At 67.0% G+C, this 18,539-nt stretch carries 13 protein-coding genes; 8 read left to right on the top strand and 5 right to left on the bottom strand.

Going from position 1 to position 18,539, the window contains the following annotated elements:
• Positions 1-65: 65 nt before the first annotated feature.
• The 6 genes from KU884_RS00205 (at position 66) to KU884_RS00230 (ending at position 6,237) form a co-directional block, all read left to right on the top strand.
• Positions 66-1,166, top strand: a complete 1,101-nt coding sequence (locus tag KU884_RS00205) for a sensor histidine kinase (RefSeq protein ID WP_167780734.1) — start codon at positions 66-68, stop codon at positions 1,164-1,166.
• Complete coding sequence (locus KU884_RS00210) at positions 1,144-1,896, top strand: LytTR family DNA-binding domain-containing protein (RefSeq protein WP_167780735.1); 753 nt, start codon at positions 1,144-1,146, stop codon at positions 1,894-1,896. The genes KU884_RS00205 and KU884_RS00210 overlap by 23 nt, the downstream gene beginning before the upstream one ends.
• A gap of 89 nt (positions 1,897-1,985) precedes the next feature.
• On the top strand, positions 1,986-2,927 hold the full coding sequence (gene hemC, locus KU884_RS00215) for a hydroxymethylbilane synthase (protein WP_167780736.1): 942 nt from the start codon (positions 1,986-1,988) through the stop codon (positions 2,925-2,927).
• Positions 2,928-2,930: 3 nt separating this feature from the next.
• Entirely contained in the window at positions 2,931-3,737 is an 807-nt protein-coding gene (locus tag KU884_RS00220) for a uroporphyrinogen-III synthase (RefSeq protein WP_167780737.1), read from the top strand.
• Entirely contained in the window at positions 3,734-4,981 is a 1,248-nt protein-coding gene (locus KU884_RS00225; RefSeq protein WP_167780738.1) for a uroporphyrinogen-III C-methyltransferase, read from the top strand. The genes KU884_RS00220 and KU884_RS00225 overlap by 4 nt, the downstream gene beginning before the upstream one ends.
• Entirely contained in the window at positions 4,978-6,237 is a 1,260-nt protein-coding gene (locus KU884_RS00230) for a heme biosynthesis HemY N-terminal domain-containing protein (RefSeq protein WP_167780739.1), read from the top strand. The genes KU884_RS00225 and KU884_RS00230 overlap by 4 nt, the downstream gene beginning before the upstream one ends.
• Positions 6,238-6,285: 48 nt before the next feature.
• Here KU884_RS00230 and KU884_RS00235 read toward each other — a convergent pair whose 3' ends face one another.
• From KU884_RS00235 to KU884_RS00250, 4 genes are all read right to left on the bottom strand, one after another.
• Positions 6,286-7,266 carry a quinone oxidoreductase gene (locus tag KU884_RS00235; protein ID WP_167780740.1) on the bottom strand — a complete coding sequence of 327 codons (981 nt, stop codon included), beginning with the start codon at positions 7,264-7,266 and terminating at the stop codon, positions 6,286-6,288.
• A gap of 31 nt (positions 7,267-7,297) precedes the next feature.
• Positions 7,298-9,592: an NADP-dependent malic enzyme gene (locus KU884_RS00240; protein WP_167780741.1), complete on the bottom strand. Its 2,295-nt coding sequence runs from the start codon at positions 9,590-9,592 to the stop codon at positions 7,298-7,300.
• 104 nt (positions 9,593-9,696) lie between these two features.
• Complete coding sequence (locus KU884_RS00245) at positions 9,697-10,473, bottom strand: alpha/beta fold hydrolase (RefSeq protein ID WP_167780742.1); 777 nt, start codon at positions 10,471-10,473, stop codon at positions 9,697-9,699.
• Positions 10,470-15,311: an NAD-glutamate dehydrogenase gene (locus KU884_RS00250; RefSeq protein WP_167780743.1), complete on the bottom strand. Its 4,842-nt coding sequence runs from the start codon at positions 15,309-15,311 to the stop codon at positions 10,470-10,472. The genes KU884_RS00245 and KU884_RS00250 overlap by 4 nt, the downstream gene beginning before the upstream one ends.
• Positions 15,312-15,453: 142 nt before the next feature.
• On the opposite strand from KU884_RS00250, the gene KU884_RS00255 reads away from it, so the two are divergent.
• Together KU884_RS00255 and KU884_RS00260 are read left to right on the top strand one after the other, a co-directional pair.
• Positions 15,454-16,107, top strand: a complete 654-nt coding sequence (locus KU884_RS00255) for a hypothetical protein (RefSeq protein ID WP_167780744.1) — start codon at positions 15,454-15,456, stop codon at positions 16,105-16,107.
• Positions 16,107-17,153 (top strand): alpha/beta fold hydrolase, encoded by a 1,047-nt coding sequence (locus KU884_RS00260; RefSeq protein WP_167780745.1) that lies wholly within the window; start codon positions 16,107-16,109, stop codon positions 17,151-17,153. The genes KU884_RS00255 and KU884_RS00260 overlap by 1 nt, the downstream gene beginning before the upstream one ends.
• 69 nt (positions 17,154-17,222) lie before the next feature.
• On the opposite strand, the gene KU884_RS00265 is transcribed toward KU884_RS00260, so the two are convergent.
• On the bottom strand, positions 17,223-18,218 hold the full coding sequence (locus tag KU884_RS00265; protein ID WP_167780746.1) for a 3-oxoacyl-ACP synthase III family protein: 996 nt from the start codon (positions 18,216-18,218) through the stop codon (positions 17,223-17,225).
• Between the last annotated feature and the right edge of the window lie 321 nt (positions 18,219-18,539).

Here is an 18,539-nt window from a genome sequence, read left to right on the forward strand (position 1 = left end):
ACCCGCTGCTTGCCGTGCGCTCCGTCACCCACCACACTTGACGGCAAACGGCCCAACGGCGCGCCATGGACAACAACCAACGAACTGACACGCCGGTCGACACCGGCTTCCTGCCGGACTTCTGCAACCTGCGCACCATCCTGGTGGTGGTGGTGATCGCCGAGTTGCTGGTGTTCGTGCTGGTGCTTGCCCAGCCCCCCGGAGTTGATCGCTGGCATGCGCTGAGTCTGTATACCCTCTACGTCCAGTGGATCGCCCTCGGCTGCACCGTGGCTCTGTGCCTCAGCCGTGGCTGGCTTGCCCGCATGCGTCCCCAAAAGGCCGGCATGATCGCCTGGCTGATGGTGCTCGCCATCACCGCTGCCGTCGCCTGGCTTGCATGGAGCCTGGTGCTCACCGCGGGCGGCGATCACCCCGCGGGCTTCATCCTCCGCAGCCTGGGCATTGCCGCACTGGTGTCCGCCCTGGCCCTACGCTACTTCTACCTGCAACAGGACTGGCGGCGGCGCGTCGAAGGCGCCTCCGCCGCCCGCGTGCAGGCCCTGCAGGCGCGCATTCGCCCCCACTTCCTGTTCAACAGCCTCAACACCATCGCGTCCATGATCCGTGCCCGACCCGAGCAGGCCGAAACCGCCGTGGAAGACCTGGCCGACCTGTTCCGCGCCAGCCTCGAATCCGGTGACCGTCTGGCGAGACTGGATGACGAGATCCAGCTGGCGGAAGGGTACCTGCACATGGAGGAGCTCCGCCTGGGGGAACGCCTGGTGGTGGAGTGGCAGATTGACGCACTGCCCGGCGACGCCGCGCTGCCGCCGCTGACCCTGCAGCCGCTGCTGGAGAACGCCGTCTACCATGGCATCGAGCCCCGCCGGGATGGCGGTACCATCCGTATCCTGGGCCAGTGCCAGGAGCACACCCTGATGATCTGCGTCGACAATCCGCTGCCCGCCCCGGGGCGGGATGGGGCCTCCCAGGGCGGGCTGGGCATGGCCCAGGCCAACGTGGCCGAGCGGTTACGCCACGCGTTTGGCACCACCGCGGAGCTGCTGACGGCGACGGACGCAGAGCGGTACCGTGTCTGCCTCCATCTGCCGTACCGGCCGGTGGGCGCCGGAACACAGGGAGGCAGTGACGGAGAGAGCGATGCGCATCCTCATCGTCGATGACGAAGCCCCGGCTCGCGAACGGCTGGCACAGCAGGTGTCCGACCTGGGCGGGCACGAGGTGGTGGCCGGCGCCAGCGACGGCGACGAGGCCATCCGCCTGGCCCGCAAGCACCAGCCGGACGTGGTGCTCATGGACATCCGTATGCCCGGCACCGACGGCGTCGCCGCCGCCCGCGCTCTGGCGGATGCTGATGCGCCACCGGCGGTGATCTTTGTCACCGCATACGGCGAACACGCTCTGGCCGCCTTCGATGCCCAGGCGGTGGACTACCTGGTCAAGCCCGTGCGACGCCAGCGCCTGCAGCAGGCACTTGAACGCGCCTGCCGGGTCACCCGGCCGCAGTTGGAGGCCCTGGGTACCCAGGGCGGCAGCGGCGAGGGGCCCCGGGGCCACATTCTCTGCCGGCGTCGGGGGGTGCTGGAGCTCCTGCCGGTGGCGGATATCCACTACCTCCGGGCCGATAACAAGTATGTCAGTGTCTGCCATACCGGTGGCGAAGACCTGATCGAGGAATCCCTGCGCCAGCTGGAAGACGAGTTCAACGGCTGGTTCGTGCGCATTCACCGCAATGCCCTGGTGGCCCGGGACCGGCTCGGGCGGCTCGAGAAGGACGGCGCCGGCCGCTACTGCCTGGCGCTCCGTGGGCTGACCGCCCGGCTTGAAGTCAGTCGCCGGCACGTCAGTCACGTCAAGGAGCTGCTTGAGTCCATGGGCCAGCCATCGGGCTGAGGGGCCGCCCGCTGGAGCGCGGGATTCGGCAGCCATGGTCAACTCGTGGCATCCTGTTGCGTCACCGCACCACGCCCGAGGAGCCCGGAATGTCCGTCGAGACGCTGCGTATTGCCACTCGTAAATCACCCCTCGCCGTGTGGCAGGCCGAGCACGTTGCCGAACGGCTGCAGGCGGCGCATCCCGGGCTGAACGTCGAGCTTGTGCGCATGAGTACGCGCGGTGATCGCATCCTTGATGCGCCGTTGGCGCGCATCGGCGGCAAGGGATTGTTTCTCAAGGAGCTGGAAGAGGGGCTTCTGGACGGGCGTGCCGATATCGCCGTGCACTCCATGAAGGATGTCCCCGCCGCCATCACCCCCGACCTCCATCTGCCGGTGATTCCCGAGCGGGCGGATCCCCGTGATGCCTTTCTCTCCGTACACTACACCAGCCTGTCCGACATCCCCGAAGGCGGCCTTGTGGGGAGTGCCAGTCTGCGTCGCCAGTGCCAGATCCGCGCGGCGCGGCCCGATCTGCGGGTCGAGACCTTGCGAGGCAGCGTGAATACCCGGCTGGCAAAGCTCGATGAAGGTCAGTTCGACGCCATCATTCTCGCCGCATCCGGCCTCCAGCGCCTGCAGATGGAGGCGCGCATCACACGCACCCTGCCGCCGGAGGAAAGCCTGCCCGCCGTGGGCCAGGGAGCGCTGGGGATCCAGTGCCGCACGGGCGACGATGTGGTGGAGCGGTTGATCGCACCGCTGGATCATCAGCACAGCCATATCCGCGTTGCTGCGGAGCGGGCCATGAACCGGGAGCTTGAAGGCAGTTGTCAGGTGCCCTTCGGCGCCTACGCCGAACTGGATGGTGACCGCCTGCGTCTGCGAGGCCTGGTGGGTTCACCGGATGGCAGCGAGGTTGTCCGGGGGGAAATCACCGGCACCGCCGCCGAGGCCGACACCCTGGGAACCGCTCTCGGAAGGGATCTTCTTGATCGCGGCGCCCGCGAGATCCTCACGCGGCTGTTCGCCGAGGACGAGGCCCACTGAGCCGTGTCCGCGGGCGACGGCGAGCTCGCCGGCGTGGGTGTGCTGGTGACACGGCCGGCGCACCAGGCCGAGCCCCTGTGCGCCGAACTGGAACGGCGGGGCGCCACCGTCACCCGTTTTCCGGTGCTGGCAATCGGTCCGCCCGAGGACCCGGCAGCCAGGGATCAGGGAATCCAGCGGCTGGCCGTGATGGACTGGGTCATTTTTGTCAGCCCCAATGCTGTGCATGCCCTGCTCGGTCGCCTGCATGAACTGGGTTGCGCCTGGCCAACCGGCGTGCGCACCGCCGGAGTCGGTGCCGGTACCGCCGCGGCGCTGGAAGAGTGGGGGCTGCATGTGGACTGTGTGCCGGATACTGGATTCGACAGTGAATCCCTGCTGGTGCAGCCGGCGTTCCGGCAGATGACCGGGCGGCGGACTATGCTGGTGCGAGGCGACGGTGGGCGGGAGATTCTGCGGCAAACCCTGGAGACGCGTGGCGCCGAGGTCGATGTGGTGACCGCGTACCGTCGCCTGCGGCCCGCCACGGACCCGGCGGTGCTGGACGCTGCATGGGCAGGCGGGGCGCTGGATGTGGCTGTGGTGACCAGCAGTACTGCGTTGGATAACCTGCTCACGCTGGCCGGGCCGCGGCGCCGTGAGCGCTTGCTTGCCACTGGCCTGGTGGTGATCAGCGAGCGTGTTGCCGCCCGGGCCTCGGGGCTTGGGTTCGCTAATGGTATTGTTGCAATAGAAGGCACCAGCGCAGCGGCCATGAGTGATGCCGTGGCCCGCTGGGCGAACGAAAACCGGAGACAGGCCAACCCATGACTGATCCTTCCAGGAACAACGACAAACCGGATGAACCGTCAACGGAGAGCACCGTCGACGAATCCACGCGGCCGCAGGCAGAGACAGCCGCCGCTGAGAGCGACGCGGTCACGCCGGAAGGTGGCCAGGGCAATGGTGGTGCCCCGGTGCCCGCCACCGGCGCTGCAGATGGCGGTGACGGTGGCAATCGCCGTGCACTGACCACGGCGACGGTGGCCTTGATCGTGGCGCTGCTGGTGCTGGTGGCCGTTGCTGTCGGCGGCTGGTGGCTCTGGGATCGGCTGCAGGCCCTGGAGGACGCCAGCGACGAGTATGCCGAGCGCATGGAAGTCGCCGAGCTGCGGGAACAGCTGAGCAGCCGCGACGAGCGGCTCACTGGCCGGGTGGACAACCTTTCCGAGGAGCATGCCAGCCACGTTCGCTCGCTGGCTCGGGCCGAGGAGAGCATGGAGACCATCCGCGAAAGCCAGCGGCGGGCGGATGAGCAGATGGACCGGATCGAAGAGCTGGCCGCTGCGCACCGGGACGACTGGATCCACGCCGAGGCCGCCTACCTCTACGGCATCGCGCGGTACCGCACCCGTTTCCATGGTGACGTGGACGGCGCCCTGCAGGCCCTGAAGGAGGCGGACAGGCTGCTGGAGGAACTCGGCGGTGAGACCGTCGAGCAACGCCAGGCTGTCGCCGATGCCATCAATGCCCTGCTCGACGTGCGCCGCCCCGACCGCGAAGGCATGGCCGGAGACCTCCGTGGTCTGATCAGGGCGATCGATACCTGGCCTCTGAAACAGCCCGAACGGCGGGTGGAAACCGGCGAGGTCCCGCGCCAGCGCGAAGCAGAGCTGGACTCCCTGGAAGGCTGGGCCGATGCCGGCGTCCGCGCCTGGGAGCAGTTCCGTGAGGCCATTGGTTCGCTGGTGGTGGTGCGTCGGGACGAGGCGCCACCGCGCCTCATGGCACCCGAGGAGAGCCACTACCTGCGCGAGAATCTGCGGTTGAAACTGCTCACCGCGAGGCTGGCGCTGCTCGACGGCGAGACGGCGATCTACCGCGACAGCCTCGCGGATGTGGAGGATTGGCTGGAGCGTCACTTCGAGACCGACGACGACAGCGTGCGCGAGGCCCTGAGCACGGTTCGGGATCTGCGTGATGCCCGTCTGACCGCGGACCTGCCGGACCTTGGCGAGATCCTGCCGGATCACAGGGCACCGGCTCGGGGCGCGACCAGGGAGGATGCTGAATGAAACGCCTGTTCGTCATCCTCGTTATTCTGTTCGCCAGCGCCGCGGCGGCCATCTGGTTCCACGAGCAGTCCGGGTACGTGCTCGTCTCCGTCGGTGGCACTGCCGTGGAGACTAGCCTGTTCTTTGCCGTGGGTGCCGTCGTCGTTGCGGTCATCGCCGTGCTGGTGGTTGTCGGCGTGCTACGGCGTGCCGGTTCCATGCCCCGGAACATGCGCCGCTGGATGGCCGAGCGTCGCGCCGGACGTGCCCGCGGACGGCTGGTGCGTGGCCTGGCCCGGCTAGCCGAGGGCAACTACCAGCAGGCCGAGCGCTCGCTGATCCAATCCGTGGACGCCAGCGAAACGCCGGTGCTCCACTACCTGAGTGCGGCCTGGGCCGCCCACCGCTCCGGTGCCGACGGTCGCCGCGACAGCTACCTGGCCCTGGCCGACAAGGCCGATCCCGATGCGCGCCTGGCCATTGGGCTGCTGCAGGCCCAGCTGTACCTGGAAGACGAACAGTGGGAGACGGCGTTCGCGACCTTGAACCTGCTCCAGGAGCGGTATCCGCGGCATTCGCGGGTGCTGCACCTGCTGGTGCGCGCCTGTGAAGTGCTGGGTGAGTGGGAGCGGGTTCTGGATCTGCTGCCGCGTCTGCGCCGCCACGCGGAGATGGACTCGGCGCGGCTGCAGCAACTGGAGCGCAAGGCCGCCATCGGTCTGCTGGATCAGGCTTCGCGGCAGTCCATGGATGCCGTGGAACGCGCCTGGGCGCGGTTGCCGCGCCATCTCAACGACGACCCGGAGGTTCTCCTGGCGTATGCCGATGCCGCGCTCGGCAATGCACCGGGCAGCGAACAACTGGAGAAGCGCCTGCGCCTCGCCCTTCGCGGCAAATGGGATCCGCGCTACGTGGACCGCTACGGGCGCCTGCAGCTGGACGATCCCGAGCGGCCCTTCAACATTGCCGAGGGCTGGCTGCGCGAGCATCCGGAGGATCCGGACCTGCTCCTGGCAGTGGGCCGACTGGCCGTCCGCAGCCGCCTTTGGGGGCGGGCGCGCTCGTATCTGGAAGCCTGCGTTGCCCGCAAACCCAGTGCCGAGGCCTCCTACCTGCTGGCGGACCTGCTGGAACACATGGGCGAGCGTGATGCTGCCCGTCGTGCCTACCGGCGCGCCGCCGAACAGGCCGCCGGCCTGCAGCCGCTCCCCGAACTGGAGCATCTGCGCCAGCCGCAGCCCAGCGAGGCCGGGGAGACTCGCGAGAAGTCGGCGTAGGGCGGACCTGAAGGTCCGCCCTACTGTCGGCTCCGAGCTCGCGCTTACTCAGTCCAGGGTCAGCACCGTCGACCCCGTGGTCCGGCGTCCTTCCAGCGCCCGGTGCGCTTCGGCAGCGTCCTTCAGCGGGAAGCGGTGATTGACTTCGATGGTCACCACCCCCTTCTGCACCAGATCGAACAGTTCGCCTGCGGCGTTTTCCAGCTCCTCGCGGGCGGCCACGTAGTTGAACAGCGTCGGCCGGGTGATGAACAGCGAGCCCTTCGCCGCCAGGGCGCCCAGATTCAGCGGTGCCACCGGCCCCGAGGACTGGCCGAAGGTCACCATCAGGCCGCGGGGCCGCAGGCAGTCCAGGGAGCCGTCAAAGGTGGCCTGGCCCACGGAGTCGTAGACCACCGGCAGGCCCACGCCGCCGGTCAGCTCCTTCACCCGCTGCACGAAATCCTCGGTGTTGTAGTTGATGGTGTGGTGGCAACCGTGGGCGCGGGCGAGTTCCGCCTTTTCCTCGTTGCCCACGGTACCGATCACCGTCGCCCCCAGGTGGCTGGCCCACTGGCACACAATCAGGCCCACCCCGCCGGCCGCCGCATGGATCAGGATGGTGTCGCCGGCCTTCACTGGGTAGGTGCGCCGCAGCAGATACCAGGCCGTCATGCCCTTGAGCATCATGGCGGCGGCGGTCTCGTCGCTGATGCCGTCCGGCACTTTCACCAGTCGGTCCGCGGCCATGACGCGCTGTTCGCAGTAGGCGCCCGGCGGGCCGGCCGCGTACGCGACCCGGTCACCGGGCGCAACGTGGGTCACATCCGGGCCCACGGCCTCCACCACGCCGGCCGCCTCCATGCCCGGGGTGAAAGGCAGCTGCGGCGGCGGATACAGGCCCGTGCGGAAATACACGTCGATGAAGTTCAGCCCCACTACCGTGTGCCGGATCAACGCCTGTCCCTGACCAGGCTCACCGACGCTGACGTCCTCCCAGGCCATGTTCTCCGGGCCGCCGGTTTGCTGAACGACGATTGCCTTGGCCATTGTTTCCCCTCCTCCAGTTGTCTCGTGTTGGTCAATCGGCTCTCGCGGCGTCCTCACCGGAGGGCATCATGCTCGCCTCCACGGCCGAAAGGGCGGTCATGTTAATGATGCCACGCACCGTCACCGACGGAGTGAGGATGTGGGCGGGACGGTTGGTGCCCAGCAGGATCGGCCCCACCGAAACCCCTTCGCTGGTGGCCTTGAGCAGGTTGAAGGCGATGTTGGAGGCGTCCAGGGTGGGCAGGATCAGCAGGTTCGCCGTGCCCTTGAGCCGCGCGTTGGGGAAGATGCGCTGGCGAATCTCCTCGGAAATGGCGGCATCGCCGTGCATCTCGCCTTCCACTTCCAGATTCGGGTCCCGCGCCTCGATGAGCTGCAGCGCCTCCCGCATCTTCACCGCCGAGGCGGCATCGGAGGAGCCGAAACTGGAGTGCGACAGCAGCGCCACCTTGGGCGTCATGCCGAAGCGGCGTACCTCGTCGGCGGCGAGAATGGTCATCTCCGCGAGCTGCTGGGCCGTGGGGTCCTGGTTGACGTAGGTGTCACACAGGAAGAACGTGCCCTTGGGCAGGATCAGCGTGTTCATGGCCGCCATGTTACGCACTCCGGGGCGACGCCCCAGCACCGACTCGATGTGGCCCAGCTGGCGGTGGTAGCGGCCGTCGATGCCGCAGAGCATGGCGTCCGCCTCGCCGCGCCGGACCATTAGCGCGGCGATCACCGTATTGCGGGTGCGCACCACGTTGCGTGCCTGGTCCGGCGTGATGCCCTTGCGCTCCATGATGGAGTGGTACAGCGTCCAGTACTCGCGGTAGCGCGGGTCATCCTCCGGGTCCGCCAGCTCGAAGTCTTCGTCCATCTTCAGGCGCAGCCCCATCCGTTCCAGGCGCATTTCCACGACCTTGCGACGGCCGATGAGAATGGGCTTCGCCAGGCGGTCATCCACGACCACCTGCACGGCGCGCAGCACGCGCTCCTGTTCCCCTTCGGCGTAGACCACCCGCTTGGGGTTCTCCCGGGCGCGCTCGAATAGCGGTTTCATCAGCAGCCCGGACTGGAACACGAACTGGTTCAGTCGCAGCTTGTAGGCCTGCATGTCCTCGATGGGGCGCACGGCCACGCCGCTATCCATGGCGGCCTGGGCCACCGCCGGGGCGATGCGCGAGATCAGCCGCGGGTCGAAGGGCTTGGGGATGAGGTAGTCGCGGCCGAACTGCAGCGGCTTGCCGCCGTAGGCGGTGACCACCACGTCGGAGGATTCCTCCATGGCCAGTGCGGCGATGGCCTCGACACAGGCGAGTTTCATTTCCTCGTTGATGGTGGTGGCGCCGACGTCCAGGGCCCCGCGGAAGATGAACGGGAAACACAGGACGTTGTTCACCTGGTTGGGGTAATCCGAGCGACCGGTGGCGATAACGCAGTCCGGGCGTTCCTCCTGGGCCTCCTCGGGGATGATCTCCGGGGTCGGGTTGGCCATGGCGAACACCAGCGGATCGCGGGCCATCTTCGCGACCATGGCGCGGGTGAGCACGCCGGGCCCGGAGAGGCCGATGAAGATGTCGGCACTGTCCATGGCATCGTCCAGGGTGCGCGCGTCGGTGTCCCGGGCAAAGGCGGCCTTGCGCTTGTCCAGGTTGTCGCGGCCGCTGTGGATCACGCCCCGGGAGTCCAGCATGGTGATGTGCTCACGGGGCAAGCCCAGGCTGACCAGCAGCTCCAGGCAGGAAATGGCTGCGGCGCCGGCGCCGGAGCACACCACGGTGACGTCCTCCACGTTCTTGCCCACCACCCGCAGACCGTTGCGGACTGCTGCCGCGGTAATGATGGCGGTGCCATGCTGGTCGTCGTGGAAGACCGGGATGTTCATGCGCTCCTTGAGCTGCTCCTCCACCTGGAAGCACTCCGGCGCCTTGATGTCCTCCAGGTTGATGCCGCCGAAGGTGGGTTCCAGGCTGGCAATGATCTCCACCAGGCGGTCCGGGTCGCGTTCCTGGATCTCGATATCGAACACGTCGATGCCCGAGAACTTCTTGAACAGCACGCCCTTGCCTTCCATCACCGGCTTGGAGGCCAGCGGACCGATGGCGCCGAGACCCAGTACCGCCGTGCCGTTGGTGACCACGCCCACCAGGTTGCCGCGGGCGGTAACGCTGGCCGCCTCGGTTTCGTCCTCGACGATGAGCTCGCAGGCCGCGGCGACTCCGGGTGAGTAGGCCAGGGCCAGGTCGCGCTGGGTGGCCAGGGGCTTGGTGGGGACGACCTGGAGTTTTCCGGGTCTGGGGTGGCGATGGTATTCCAGCGCGTTTTCGCGCAAGTCATCGGACATGCTGTTTCTCCTCGATGGTTCTGGGCCGTGGGCGTCCTTTACCCAGGGCTGCGGTCGGCTGGCACCATGATACCGGCCGGATCAACAGGGTCCACCGATGGCGGTCACGGGCCGTCGGCCAGGAAAGCGCGCAGCCGCCGGGTGAACGCATCCGGCTGTTCGGCGTGTAGCCAGTGGCCAGCCCCGGGAAGCGCCTCGATCCGCGCCTCCGGGAATAGCGATCTGATGTCTGCATGGGCGGATTCCGGCACATAGTCGGATTTCTCGCCGTGCAGGAACAGGGATGGCCCCGCATAGTTGGTATCGAACTCCGGGAAATCCGCAATCACCGGCAGATTGCTCTCCAGCGTCGCCAGCGGGATACGCCAGCGGAAGCCACCGTTGGCCGCCTCGAGATTGGTGAGCAGGAACTGGCGCAGCCCGGCCTCGGGGATGTCGTCGGCCAGCGCCTCGCTGGCGGCGCCGCGTGAGCCGAGACGCTGGGGATCCATGCGCTGCAGCGCGCGCAGCAGCCGCCCGTGGCCGTGATCGCCGTAGGCCATGGGCGCGATGTCGGCCACCAGTAGCCGGCGCACGTAGTCGCTATCAGTGAGTGCCAGCGCCATGGCCACTTTGCCGCCCATGCTGTGACCGACCACGGTCGCCGGAGGAATGCCGTGCTGGTCCATGGTGGCGGCCACGGCGCTGGCCATGTCCGGGTAGTGCATGTGTTCCACATGGGGCGACTGGCCGTGGTTGGGCAGATCCATGGTCACCACCAGATGATCGGATGCCAGATCACGGGCGATCCGGTTCCAGTTGGTGCCGGAACCGAACAGTCCGTGCAGGATGACCACGGCCGGCCCCTCGCCCTGGATGCGGGTGTTCAACGACTGGTTCATGATTCGGGCATGCCCTGGCTGTGTTGCCGTCCGGAAAGGACGGCCACGTTTTTCAGGTCCTGCACCGCCACCGTCAGCATGGCAAGGTCCGGGTGACCACCACCGTCGATGTCAGCCAGGGTCTGCTGCAGGCGTGCCGCCGGTCCGGCCAGGGCCAGCTGCCACTGGTCCACGAGGTCGGCGGGCGCCAGTGCCGGATCATCCTGTTGCAGGACACTGGTGGCAAGCAAGCGCAGGTAGAGAGCGTAATCGTCTTCCAGGCCCATGCGGCACCGCTCTTCCCAGGCGTTGCCGGTCTCCAGGGCGTGGATGGCAGTCTCCAGCCAGCGCAGGGACATGGCCTGGCCGAGCTGGAAGTAGACCGCCGCCGCTCGCTCCGGGTCGGCACCGGTCTCGGCGGCGACAATGGAGATGTCCAGTGCTGCCGCCAGCGGGCTCAGACAGGCCAGCCTCCGGGCCAGATCCACGGGCACGTTGCTGGCGGTCAGTTCGTCGACCCGGGCGACCAGGGCTTCGTGGTCCGGCTGCGGCAGCACCTGGTCAAGGCGTCCGCCCAGGGTCTCGATCAGGGCCGCCATGCGCTCCACCAATTCGGGGCTGGACAGGCCCGAGGGCAGCTGCCGCAGCAGCCACAGCGCAGTGCTTTCGGCCAGCCGCAGGGTCTCCAGCCGCAGGGACTGCTGCAGACCGGCATCGATCAGGTTGTCCTGGGCGTCCAGGGCGTCCCAGAGCGATTCCAGGGCATAGACCCGGCGGGCCGCGAAGTAGGCGCGTGCCACGTCCCCGGCGGCGACGCCGGTCTTGTCCTGCATGCGGAACAGAAACCCGGCGCCCATGCGGTTGAGCATGTCGTTGGTGATCTGGGTGGCAATGATCTCCCGGCGCAGGCGGTGGTCGGGCATGAACGCCCGGTGTCCCTCCTGAAGCGGTCGCGGGAAATAGCGCACCAGGATGTCCTGCAGGCTCTCGTCGTCGACCAGGTCACTGTCCACCAGGGTTTGGAAGCCGGTGAGCTTGGCGTACGCCAGCAGCACCGCGAGTTCCGGCCGGGTCAGTCCCTGTCCGGCCTGGGCTCGCTCCTCCAGTTCCACATCGTCCGGCAGCGCCTCCAGGGAGCGATCCAGTTCGCCGGCCTGCTCCAGGGCACGGAGCTGGCGGGCGTGCTCGCCCACCAGGTCGCCAGCACGGGCACTCATGGTGCTCAGCGCCTCGGTCTGCCGGTAGTTGTCCGTGAGCACCAGCCCGGCCACCTCATCGGACATCTCTGCCAGCAGGCGACTGCGCTGTTTGGCAGTGAGGTCACCCCGCTCCATCTCCTCGTTGAGCAGGATCTTGATGTTCACCTCGTGATCGGAGCAGCTAACGCCGCCGGCGTTGTCGATGGCATCGGTGTTGATGTAGCCGCCGTGGCGGGCGAATTCCACGCGTCCCCGCTGGGTGACGCCCAGATTGCCGCCCTCGCCCACCACGCGGCAGCGCAGCTGCCCCGCGTCCACCCGAATGGCGTCGTTGGCGCGGTCGCCGACCTCCAGGTGTGTCTCCGTGGAGGCCTTGATGTAGGTCCCGATACCACCGTTCCAGAACAGGTCCACCGGGGCCAGGAGAATGGCGTGCATGAGCTCGTTGGGGGTGAGCCGGTCGGCCTCGATGCCCAGCGCCTGTCGTGCCTCCGGACCTAGCTCGATGGATTTCGCGGAGCGGGGGAAAATCCCCCCGCCCCGGGAGATCAGCTTGCGGTTGTAGTTATCCCAGCTGGAGCGGGGCTTGTGGAACAGCCGCTGGCGTTCGGCGTAGCTCGTGGCGGGGTCAGGCTCGGGATCGATGAAGATGTGGCGGTGATCGAAGGCGGCCACCAGCCGGATGTGTTCCGAGAGCAGCATGCCGTTGCCGAACACGTCGCCGGACATATCGCCGACGCCGGCCACGGTGAACGCCTCGTTCTGGATGTCGCGGCCGAGTTCACGGAAGTGACGCATCACCGCCACCCAGGCTCCCCGCGCCGTGATGGCCATTTTCTTGTGGTCGTACCCATTGGAGCCCCCGGAGGCGAAGGCGTCCTGGAGCCAGAAACCGTAATCCTGGGCGATGCCGTTGGCGATGTCGGAAAAGGTTGCGGTGCCCTTGTCGGCGGCTACCACCAGATAGGGGTCGTCGTCATCGTGGCGGACCACCGACGGTGGTGGCTCGATGCGGTCGCCCACGTAGTTGTCGGTGACATCCAGCAGGGCGCTGATGAACAGACGGTAGCAGGCCTCCACCTCCGCGGGCTGCGCGTCGCGCTCCTCGGGCAACTGCTTGGCGATGAACCCGCCCTTGGCCCCCACGGGGATGATGACCGCGTTCTTGACCATCTGGGCCTTCATCAGCCCCAGCACCTCCGTGCGGAAGTCCTCCCTGCGTTCGGACCAGCGCAGCCCGCCGCGGGCCACCTTGCCGCCGCGCAAATGCACGCCCTCGGTGCGCGGCGAGTAGACGTAGACTTCATAGGCCGGCCAGGGTCGCGGCATTTCCGGAATGCGTGCCGGAATCAGTTTGAAGCTCAGTGCCGATCCGGGTGAACCGACGGCCTTGCTCTGATAGGCATTGGTGCGCACCGTGGCCTGGATGGCCGCCAGCAATCGGCGCAGCATGCGGTCCTCGTCCAGACTGGGGACGTCCACCAGGGCGCGTTCGATCTGCTCGGCCAGGCGGGTGGCACGCTTGCTGTCACAGCGCTCGAGATCGAAAAGGTTGTGGAACAGGCGGATCAGCAGCCGCGCGATGCGCGGATTGTTGGCCAGGGTCTCTTCCATGTACGCCTGGCTGTAGGGGGTGCCCGCCTGGCGGAGATAGCGGCTGTAGGCCCGGAGAACGGCGATTTCGTCCCAGCTCAGGCGGGCGGCCAGCACCAGGTGGTTGAAACCGTCATCCTCGGCGTGGCGATACCAGACCGCGGTGAAGGCCTGCTCGACGTTGCCCCGGAGCTGCTCCACGTCCAGCTCACCGCCGGGGTAGCGCAGGCCGAAGTCGTGGATCCAGGCATCCGCGGTCCCGGCGCCCCGGGGCTGCACCACGTAGGGGCGTTCGTCCAGGACACGCACCCCCATGTTCTCGAGGACCGGCAGCGCATCGGACAGGGTAATGCTGCCACCGCGATGGTAGAGCCGCAGCCGCAGGGTGTCTTCGGGGGCTTCCAGGGGGCGGTAGAGGACGATGTTGAGGCTGTGCTGAGCGTCCAGTTCCTCCAGGCGCTCGATGTCGTGAGCGGCGACCCGCGCCGAGGTGTCCTCGCGGTATGCGGCGCTGAAACTCTGGCCGTAGCGCTCATACAGCAGGTTGCCACGGGCTTCGCCGCAGTAGTCGCGCAGTGAGTCGTGGAGGTCGTCCGTCCAGGCGCGGATGGTCTCGGCCAGCTGCCGTTCCAGTTCGGTGGTGTCCACCTCCAGGGACGCGCCGTGTTGCACGTGCACGATGAAGTGGATGCGCGCCAGCACGGACTCCGAGAGGTTGACCGTGAATTCACAGTGGGCGGCGTCATAGGCCGCCTCCAGCAGCGCCTGCATGCGCTGCCGTACATCGGTGTTGTAGCGGTCCCGTGGCACGAACACCAGGCAGGAGACAAAACGCCGGTAGGTGTCCTCGCGCACGAACAGGCGCACCCGCTGCCGCTCCTGCAGCTGCAGGATGCCCATGGCGATGTCGTAGAGCCGCTCCGGATGGACCTGGAACAGCTCGTCCCGGGGGAAGGTCTCCAGGATGTTGATCAGGGCCTTGCTGGCGTGCCCCGGATGGGGCAGATCGGCCTGCTCCAGTACCTGCTGGATCTTGCGGCGCAGCAGCGGGATCGCCCGCGGGTTGCGGTTGTACGCCGCCGAGGTGTAGAGGCCGAGGAACCGGTGCTCGCCGATGACCCGGCCCTGTTCGTCCAGGCGCTTCACGCCCACGTAATCCATGTAGCCCGGCCGGTGGATCGGGGCCCGGTGGGTGGACTTGGTCAGGATCAGGAGTTCGGGTTCCCTGGCCATGGCGCGCACGGCCTCGGGAAGGGCGCTGAAGCTGTCCGACGGCCCCTTGGCACCCGGCCGGCGCAGGATGCCGAGCCCGGAGCCCTTGACCGGGGTCAGGGCGTCCTCGCCGTTACGGGTCTCGAGTTCGTAGCAGCGGTAGCCGAGAAAGGTAAAGTGGTCGGCGCTCAGCCACTCCAGGAAGGCGAGGCTCTCGTCGCGGTCCGCTCCCGCTGACCCGCGGGTTTCCAGTTCCCGGCGCGCCTCCTCCATGCGCTGGTGCATGGGTTTCCAGTCCGTGACCACCAGGTCCACGTTCTCCAGCACGGAGGTGACGTCCTGTTCGATGGTCTGCAGGCGCTCGGGGGAGCTCTGGCGATCCACCTCGAAGTGCATGCACGCTTCCGCCTGACTGCCCTGGTCCTGCGAGATGGCCTCGACCGTGCCCTGGGCATCGCGGCGCAACGGAATGATGGGGTGGATGATCAGGTGCACTGTCAGGCCCTGGCGGTTCAGTGCCATGGCCAGTGAGTCCACCAGGAACGGTTGGTCCGGGCAGACAACCTGGACAATGGTGTGGGTGGATTCCCAGCCGTGGTGCTCGGGTTCCGGGTTGTATACGTGGACCCGGTGCTGATTGTGGCGGCGTTTGCGTGCCAGGTGCCAGTGCGACAGGGCGGCGCCGTAAAGATCCGCCGCGGGCCGGCTTGTCAGGTCGTCCGCCGCCACACGGGCGAAGAACCAGCGCATGAACGTGGTGATGGCTTCCTGCTCGTCCGGCGGGCATCGTTCGGCGACGCGCTGTTCGACGGTCTGCAGCAGCTCGGCTTTGCGTCGCTCGGCATTCGTGGTCATGGGGCACCGCCTTTGTTGTTCTTCGCCTCCTCTCAGCATACGAGGTGCACCGGCAGTGTGCACACCCGGCGACGGCGATGTGCGGGCCGGCGGTGATCCGTTAGACTGCGGGATCACAGGTATTGGCAGCGAGGCAGAGGTAATGACCGAGTCGCTCGAGGAAGTGCAGCGTCGGGTGCGGCGGCAGCTCCGCCATGGCCCTCCGGATGCCGAGGATCAGACCCGCATCGCGCTCTATCTGCAGGCCGTGAAAGGGCTCAACGCCTCCGTGCTGGCCAAGCTGGAGTGGCAGCCCGTGGAGTGGCTGCCGTACCGCTTCCTGCACGGCCAGTATTACCGGGAGCTGGAATTGTCCACGCTGCTGGGCCGCGCGACACGGTGGTCTTCCCAGCCGCTGATCTATATGGAGGCGGGGACACTGAGTATGGATCTCTGGTCGCGTACCGAGGCGGCTCGTTATCTGCCCGGCTTTTTCGAAGTGGACGAGCGCTTCTACAGCTACATGGCTTTGAGCCATGCGTTCATGTCCGTGATCCGGTTCCTGCCGTTGCTGCCCCCGCACCAGGACCTGGAGTCCGACTCCTTCCTCAGTGCCATCAAGGCCATTGAGGACGAGAACGGCCGCCAGATCCAGACCCAGATCCGGATGCTTAAGGAGCTGGACGGCGGACTGTCCCGGGACGAGCGCGAGCGGGTCGTCGAGGATCAGCGCCAGCGCGTGGAGGCCTCGTTCGCGCAGCTCCTGGGCACGCTGGGGCAGCCGCCCGGGGCAACGATGCAGGGAGGTGACTCCTGATGCCGGTGTTCGAGCACGACGGCCAGTCGCTGTACTACGAGCTGCACGGCCGCGAGGGTGACCCGGTTGTTACCATCATCAATGGCTTGTCCATGCGTACCAGCCATTGGGCGCCTTACTTCGAGCAGTTGCCGGCGCGGGGCTGCCGGGTGCTCACCTATGACATGGTGGGCCAGGGGGCATCCTCGAAGCCGGTGCTGGGTGCGGACTTCGACGACCACGCCACTATGCTGGCGGCGCTGCATACCCATCTAGGCCTGGAGCGGCCGTATGTGATGGGGATTTCCTTCGGCGGCGTGGTGGCGCTCAAGTATGCGATTCGTTATCCGAATCGCATTGGCGGCCTGATCCCGGCGAGCACTTTCTCCGAGCTGGACGCCCAGCTCGAGGGGCACTCGGTGAACCTCTACCAGGGGCTGGCCAGGGTGGGTTTCGAGTTCTATCTCGATCTGCTCATGCCGCTGAATTTCAGCAACGACTATATTGCCGCCAACCGCGATCTGCTGCACGTGATCAAGCGCGTGGGGGCGTCCAACAACGAGCTCTATGGTATCCAGAATCTCATGGAGTCGCTGGCGGATTTCCGCTCCATCACGCCGGAGCTGAAGCACATCACCTGCCCGACCATGATCCTCAATGCCGAGTTCGATTGCCTCACGCCGCGGCATCTCCACGACATTATGCGGGAGAACATCCCCAGTTCACGGCTGGTGCTGGTGCCCTGGGTCTGCCATGCGTTCACGCTGGAGATACCGGAGCTGACCAGTCGGTTGTTGGCCGATTTCGTGAAATCCGTGGAATCGGGGCAGTGGGAGGGGGATCAGAGTGTGTGGATTGCCGCGGAGAATCCCGAGGCCAGCACCATACTCACCCGCTGCTCCCAGGATCACCTGCGGTCGATCCCGGTAGCGAAGCCCGGGCAGAAGGCGGCCGGTGGCGGCAGCACCGGGAAGAGCACGACTACCCGGCGGGAGAGCGTTACACCCCGAAAGAAGTCGGCCAGCAAGCCGGCCAAGGCGTCGAGCAAGAAGACCTCGAAGACTTGAGCTGAACGGTCCGTCGAGGAGGGGACGGGTTGCCACTCCATGCTGGAGTGGCAACCTGCACTGCTCTGGCTACATCCGGAAAGCGACGGCGGCCTGGTTGTAGCCGACGCCGGAACCGATCATGACCACCAGGTCTCCACTCTTGATGCGCCCTTCGTCCACGCTCCTGGACAGCGCCATGGGTATGCAGGCGGAGCCGGTGTAGCCCCACTTGTCCATGATCTTGGGCGCCTTTTCCTGGGGCAGCCCGATGTTGTCGGCGGCAAGTTCCACGGTATGGCGGTTCACCTGGGTGAAAATCACCTGGTCCACGTCAGCGACGGTGAAGCCGTTCTGCTCGGACAGGCGCTTGAACAGCAGGGGCCAGCCTTCGTCGTTGATCTCCGGCGGGTAGCGCTTGACCATGCGCACGTTGGTGCGACCTGCGCGTACCGATTCCTCGGTGGCGGGTTCGGCGGTGCCGCCGGAGTAGATGCCCCAGCAGTCGGAGTATTCGCCATTGGCCAGGAAGGAGGAGCCGATGAAGCCGGGCTCCTCGGAGGGCTCCACCACGGCTGCCCCGGCGCCGTCACCGTAGAAGAACACGGTGGGGTCGGTGGGGTCGGCGAGCTTGCGCATCATGTACACGCCCACTACCAGGATGGTGCGGAAGTGGTTGTTGGTGGCCAGCAGGCCGGCGGCGTTGGCCAGCGCCGTGGGGAAGGAGGCGCAGGCGCAGGCGACGTCGAAGGTGCCGGCCTGTTTTGCGCCCAGCTTCTGCTGCAGGACCACGGAGGTGGACGGAGTAATGTAGTCCGGCGAGTCGGTGCCCAGAATGATGAGGTCCACGTCCTCGGGCTTGCGGCCGGCCTTTTCCAGCGCCTGTTTCGCGGCCGGCAGGGCGAGATCGGAGGAGGCCCAGTCGTCGGGGGCGTACCAGCGCTGCTCGATACCGGTGCCGGCGTGGAGTTTACCCACCACTTCGGGCTTGCCAAGTTTCGTGAAGCGCTCGTTGAGCTCGTCGTTGGTGATGCAGCGTTCGGGCAGGTAGTGCGCCGTAGAGACGATCTTGGCGTTACGATTCATGGGTGATGGACCTCTGAATTAAAACATGACTCGGTAGTCACACAAGTGTTGCAGAGTACCTGAAAGATGCAAACAGTCCAACGGGTGGGGCGGGGTGTTCGTTGTCTTGTGGCGGCGGGGATGGTGTCCGCGGCTCCGCACGCTCCGCTTACGGAAGCTGCGCTTCCTACCCGCCGCTCCGGGTTGGCCTGGCGACAGCACATCCCTGTGCTGACGCCAGGTCGCTTCATCCATGAAGCGACCCCTAACGGGGCCGGACACCCTCCGCTCTGGCGCTGCGCAAGTCGCTGCGGACACCATCCCCGCCGCCACAAGACAACG

This window comes from Aquisalimonas sp. 2447 (genome assembly GCF_012044895.1).
GTDB lineage: Bacteria > Pseudomonadota > Gammaproteobacteria > Nitrococcales > Aquisalimonadaceae > Aquisalimonas.